The sequence below is a fragment of the Lactiplantibacillus xiangfangensis genome (genome assembly GCF_001438845.1).
In the GTDB taxonomy this organism is placed as follows: domain Bacteria; phylum Bacillota; class Bacilli; order Lactobacillales; family Lactobacillaceae; genus Lactiplantibacillus; species Lactiplantibacillus xiangfangensis.
In genome coordinates this window covers 1-6,227 of the sequence record NZ_JQCL01000018.1, presented here as the reverse complement: position 1 = coordinate 6,227, position 6,227 = coordinate 1, and the positions used below count along the sequence as shown (strand labels likewise).

The following is a 6,227-nucleotide window of genomic DNA, read 5'->3' as shown; positions in this document are numbered from 1 at the left end:
AGCTTGTCCCCTAGGGCTTTAAAAATCGCACCGGCCATGATATAATAGTCATTAAACAAGTTGACTTTTATGTGGCGCTCACCGACGGGAATCGGTGGGTGTTTTTTTATGTTCTATTTTGACTACGGTTATCATTATATCAGTTATCAAATTTTTAGTCAACTTTTCTTGTGTACAGTGTACACTGTACACTGTACACTGTATCTTGTAAACTGTACACCGTGTATTGGGTACTGTGTACTGTACACTTAAACAATTTCATAAAAAAGCCGTCATTCCGCATTCAATTGTTAAGTATTTTTTTCTGTACATTGTGTACTGAGTACGGTACACTGTACATATAACACAGTACACCGTGTACCGTGTACAAATGGAGGAATTTTAAAAAATGATAATTAGTTGCGCCAATGAAAAGGGTGGTACTGGTAAAACATCTACTACAGCCTTAATCAGTTGGGAATTATCAAATATGGGATATAAAGTGCTTATGGTAGATTGTGACCCTCAAGCAAACCTAACTGATTTAATGATAAAAACAAAAAGTCACGAAAATTCCAGCATCACAATTGACCCATCTCTTTTCGCATTACTAATTAACGGAAAAGACTTAAATGACGGCATCATTAACATTAAGAACGGTCTTGACTTAATACCAGCTGCTGCTGATATGAACTTATTCAGTCGGTGGGTTGATAAACAAGACATTGATGAAAAAGCTAAAGTCAGCTATCTTAAAAACTCTTTGTCAAATATATCTAGCAAATTCGACTTCGTGTTTCTTGATGTAAGCCCTACAATGAGTTTAACAAACGATAACGTTTTTATGTGCTGCGATTGGATCATTGTTATGCTACAAACTCAGCAAAGAGCATTGCTGGGAGCAAAAAGTTTCTTAAGCTATTTACAAACGAATTTAATTGACGAATTTGGAGCAAAAGTAGATGTAGCGGGTATTCTTCCAGTTCTTACAAAAGGGCAATCAATTATTGACAATGCCGTTCTTAAACAGGCCGTAGAAGAATTTGGGGAAGACAACATATTTGAAAATGTCATTACTGCTATGGAAAGAGTAAAGAGATACGACCTTACTGGAATCACTGAAAGCAGTCGTTCTGTTTGGGATAAAGCTACTCACAGCACATATACGGCTGTTGCTACTGAATTAATATCTAGATTGGAGGCAGAATAATATGGGAGGACTTTTGAAACACGATAATGATAATCAGGTAAAAAGTCCTGATAAGAAGGTAAACGTAAATGTATCATCAATTTCTAGAAAGCAAGCAGGTTTTGGCGAAGATAGTGCGGAAAAAATTCCTACCTTCGATGTAAACATGCGAGTTGATAATCATACCAGAAACGCCGTTTTGGCTTTGTCTAAAGCAACAGCTGATAAGCGTTCAGCTAGTGAAATGGTTTCTTTGATGATTGAAAGTTATCTTGAATCACTAACTCCCCAAACACGTGATACTTACGATGAATTGGTATCGATGATGGAAACAAAGGATAAGCTTGACTATAAACTAAAAAGTAAATAATCACGCGCCCTCAGACAACACGTTCAGCTTTTAGACGTATACTTGTCCGTTTAAATGAAGCAGAATGCACACAAAAAAGTCCTCTATTATGCGGAATAGAGGGCTTTTTTGAAATGGTAGATTGTAAAATTAATCCGAACAGCGTTCGGATTAATTTTACAATCTACCAAATATTACAATTCATTACAAAAACGGCCTTATATTACAAGCACCCCCTAAAAACGTAATGTTCTGATTATTGCACTGCAAACACTCACTAGTTATACTAGTCACTGTTGATTGGTTGAGACATCAACTGCTCGACCAATAGAAAATATATGTAAATAATCGAACACACGCAAATTATAGGAGGGTGTATTAATTATTATGAAAATCAAAAACCTTGTATTATCATCAACTGCTGCATTAGCTTTATTCGCTATCTCAACAACGGTTGCCAACGCTGATACTTATACTGTTAAGGCCGGCGATACTGTTTCAGCAATTGCCCAAGCTCACAACACTTCAGTTTCAGCCATTGAAAAGGCAAACAAGTTAGCTAATGTTAACTTAATCTTCATTGGTGATAAGCTTGAAGTCAATGGTACTACTACAACAACCACGACTTCTGCTGCTACAAGTGCTGCACCACAATCAGCAACTAGCCAAGCTACTTCTTCAGCTGCTTCAACTGCAACGAGTGCCAGTGCAACTAGTGCTTCTTCACAATCAGTTGCTAGCCAAGCTACTAGTTCTGCTGCTACTTCTTCAGCTGCTAGCCAAGCTTCAAGTTCTGCTGCAACCACTAGTCAAGCTTCATCAAGTGCTACTAGCTCAGCTTCATCATCAACAGCTTCAACAACCTCAACGACTTCAACACAGACGACTCAACAAACGACCACGACACAATCATCAGCTCAGACTAGTCAAACTCAAGCTCAACCGAGCCAAGCTAGCCAGACCCAATCAAGTCAAACACAAACTAGCAAACCTGCTGCTCAGACGATGACTCAAACGTCTAGTTCAACATCAAACTATAGCAACAATGGTTCTGATAGTGCTGCTAAGGCTTGGATTGCTGGTAAAGAATCTGGTGGTTCATATTCTGCTCGTAACGGTCAATACATCGGTAAGTACCAATTAAGTGCTTCATACTTAAACGGTGACAACTCCGCTGCCAACCAAGAACGTGTTGCTAACAGTTATGTTGCTTCACGTTATGGTTCATGGAGCAACGCCAAGAGTCACTGGCTTGCTAATGGCTGGTACTAAAAAGCCACTTTAAATTAATAAATAAATGCAAAGATTGCGGATCATTTCTGATTCGCAATCTTTTTTTCTACTATATAAATCCGTGCTGAAGCACGTGTGTCCCCCCACCAACACCCATTACAAAGTTACTCAGTTGCTAAGTGACTTTATAATGGGCCTTAGAGCATGCTGACAACCCGTTATTTAGATATGCGATATGCTTATTCTAGCAACCGCTTTAAGACGGACACGATCCAGACCTGCTAGTTGTCTCCCCCAATCGACGACCCACTCTCCCAACCAAAATACCACATGTTTTTATTTAACAATTCACCAACCTTAACGGAGAAAATCCAACTAATTTCCTGACTAAGTACAGTCCCGAACCCCCGACAGTTTGACGACTAGTCCACAACGACAACCACATACCATTCAGCTATGGCATAATACTAACCCAGTAACGTTTTAGTAGCGATCGTCATGGGCTACTTTTGGCATAAACCTACTATAATAATACTTAATTAATCGACGCCTTCGTTAACCGACCACAATTGACTACACGATGCGCAACTTCTATCAATTATCTGCTTTACCGAAAAATAATTAGTCAGTACCACGTCTCCACGCAATAAAATGACTAGTTAAGTGTCATTGTAATCAGAACTCCCGACAAATTAACCCGTCAAAATTCACTAGTTAAGCGCTTAAAATTATCGATAATCCTCGTTGACTTTTCATAAATCGACCAAAAGTGATCACTTTTATCGGATAAAGCGGCTAATTTTCATCATTAGTTTCCCCAATTAATCATTGCCGTTATTTATTTTCCAGCTAGTTAATCGGGATTGGTAGCGCTATTTTACATGAAATCCGGCTCAAATGGTAGATTGCAAATTATTGATTGATCGCTTACTACAGTTTCTTTCAATCGAGGGCATTCGTGGACGTTTACAAATCTTGAACCCCAATATTGTAATTAAGGATAGTCAAGACATTGTTACTCATTATGAAAATTTATATGATGTTAAATTCAATCCTAGATTAAAGCTCAATTTATATATGCATCTCTCGCTAATGATCGAACGAATGATTATGAATCATACAAGCTCCGATAATTTGATAAATAAAATGACATTGACTAGCCAAGAAAGAGATTTTTTCACATTGTCCAACGGAATTTTTAAACCTATAGAAAAAAATTCAATATTGAAATCCAACCATATGAAATTGAATTAATTTATCAATTGATCAAAGATTTCATAAAAAACAAAAGTTAAAACACAATCTACCCTTTTACCAAAATGAGCAGAGAGACTACTATGATATATTGATACTATATTTAATCTATTTCGTTTAGTATCCTTTACTATATATAATAAGGAGGTCTTTAATGCTAGTTTTTCTGTCAACATCATTCATACCATCCAATGATAAGATGTGGTCACGAGTTGGCATAAATAAAAATCAACAATTCCCGCCATTGGCAATAGATTTAGGATGACGTTCCCTTAATTTTGAATGGTGTCCATGGTCTTAGTTAAATTTTTCTTGTTTCTGCCCAATTGATTCAATTCAGTAACTATGACAACACCACCTTAACAAATCATAATTTGGATAATAGTATGTTCCATTTGAAAGCTAAGCCTTATAATTAGCATAGAGTTAATAGCTCTAATCAAAATACCCACAAAAGGCCTGCTCAACTAACAATTGAGTAGGCCTTTTGTAGTACAAATTAATCCTTATCACAACTAACCTCAATAGCACAACAGGTATAAATAATGCTTAAAATCCCTAAATAAATTTCTCTCACAACTGTTTAATAAAGCGGCAATCCCCGTCGTACGTGATTAATTAAACATTCAATTCTTAAAACACCTATTTTTAAATCGACTTAAACCTTCGCTGTTGCGTGCGTTTACTAATCCCCGTCTTTCGTTCAATCATCTTATAAGTCATGCCTTGTTTTCGCAACTCATAAGCAAATCTGATCTGTTCATCAGAATACGTTTTCGGTCGCCCTTCCCGAAATGACGGATCATGTTGCTTGGCATACAATTTACCTTCTTGTGTGCGCGTGACAATCATATCGCGTTCAAACTGCGCAAAAGCACTAAATATTGTAAAGACTAATTGGCCAGTCGGCGTATTATCAATTAAGCCCATGTTCAAAATATTAACTTTGACATTTTCTTTAAACAACTCTTGGATAATGGCTAATGCCTCGCGCGTGTTCCGTGCAAACCGATCCAACTTAGTGACAATCAAAGTATCGCCTGTTTTTAGAACGCGCAACAGTTTTTGAAACTCCGGTCGTTCAGTAGTTGTGCCAGTAAACTTTTCCTGAAAGATTTTTTCTGCTCCTGCCAATTTTAGTAACTCAATTTGATTTGCTAATTTTTGATCAGTGGTACTGACCCGCGCATAGCCATATTTCATCTTTTTATCTCCTTATTTATGTCATTAAGTAATGACACGGTTCTAACCCTTTAATTATACAGCATCAAAAAAGAGGCCACAACTGTTAAGTTGTGACCTGGCTTGTTCTATCTAAGCACTTTACTCATTATATATTCAAGACGTCAAAAAAGTTGCATCTAATATATCTAAGCCCTTTAACGGGGAGACACTTTGATACTTGCAACGCTCGATTAATTACTTGGGTATACAAAATGATTATTGTCACGAGCCAAAAATAATCTTAATGTTTAAATTTTCTTCACTTCAACAAAAGACCGGTCTGCCAAAACCCAAAGATTTTAACAGACTGATCTTTATTTACATGGTAGATTGCAAATTTAATCCGAATTTTTTGACAAATTGGTCAGCATGACCTGATAAGGTGTTTGCCAGTCAAGTATTTTAAGTGGTCTCTGATTAATTTCGAGTAAGGTGGTTTTCAAGCCTTGAGCACTAATGTGCTCAAAATAAGTCCCCTTAGGATAAAAATAGCGTAAGTTCCGATTAAATCGTTCATTACTGCCGCGCTCAGCTGGCGTATAAGCATGGCAGTAATAGGTCTTAATACCGTATTGTGCTTCAAGTGATACTAGCCCACTAAACTCAGTGCCACGGTCCACCGTAAAACTATGCACCGGGCCATTAAAAGTTGCTAGAAACTTATTTAGGGCTTCATTAACAGTTACTGCTGTCCGGTTTTTTAATCGGTAGGCCCAAAGGAACCGTGATTTGCGATCGATTAAGGTTAATAAAACTGCCTTACTATGCCCACGGGGGCCAACAATTGTATCTAATTCAAAATCACCGATGCGATTACGTCGATTAACCACGATGGGTCGCTGTTCAATTGACCGTCCTAATGATTGATTATATTTAGAACGTTGGTCAAGGTTACGCCGTTGGCGCACGCCATGTTCAGGCAAATCATTTAAAGAAAACTCAGTTTTCCCTTGATTTAACCAATTATAAATTGATTTAGTCGCTAGTTTAAATTCGTGA

5 protein-coding genes and 1 pseudogene are annotated in these 6,227 nt (G+C 37.4%); 4 read left to right on the top strand and 2 right to left on the bottom strand.

Going from position 1 to position 6,227, the window contains the following annotated elements; genetic code table 11:
- Positions 1 to 388: 388 nt before the first annotated feature.
- From IV64_RS02085 to IV64_RS02070, 4 genes and pseudogenes are all read left to right on the top strand, one after another.
- The gene (locus tag IV64_RS02085; RefSeq protein WP_027822916.1) at positions 389 to 1,189 is read left to right on the top strand and encodes a ParA family protein; all 801 of its coding nucleotides are present in this window, start codon (positions 389 to 391) and stop codon (positions 1,187 to 1,189) included.
- 1 nt (position 1,190) lies between these two features.
- Entirely contained in the window at positions 1,191 to 1,538 is a 348-nt protein-coding gene (locus tag IV64_RS02080) for a DUF5388 domain-containing protein (RefSeq protein WP_027821221.1), read from the top strand.
- Positions 1,539 to 1,904: 366 nt separating this feature from the next.
- Positions 1,905 to 2,789 carry an aggregation-promoting factor gene (gene apf, locus IV64_RS02075; RefSeq protein ID WP_057705524.1) on the top strand — a complete coding sequence of 295 codons (885 nt, stop codon included), beginning with the start codon at positions 1,905 to 1,907 and terminating at the stop codon, positions 2,787 to 2,789.
- A gap of 876 nt (positions 2,790 to 3,665) precedes the next feature.
- Positions 3,666 to 4,045, top strand: a pseudogene (locus tag IV64_RS02070) (PRD domain-containing protein); the annotation flags it as partial.
- Positions 4,046 to 4,652: 607 nt separating this feature from the next.
- On the opposite strand, the gene IV64_RS02065 reads toward IV64_RS02070, so the two are convergent.
- Both IV64_RS02065 and IV64_RS02060 read right to left on the bottom strand, forming a co-directional pair.
- On the bottom strand, positions 4,653 to 5,207 hold the full coding sequence (locus IV64_RS02065) for a recombinase family protein (protein WP_057705522.1): 555 nt from the start codon (positions 5,205 to 5,207) through the stop codon (positions 4,653 to 4,655).
- Positions 5,208 to 5,566: 359 nt separating this feature from the next.
- Positions 5,567 to 6,227, bottom strand: a 661-nt coding sequence (locus IV64_RS02060) for an IS30 family transposase (protein WP_057705521.1), incomplete at its 5' end; no start/stop codon positions are given.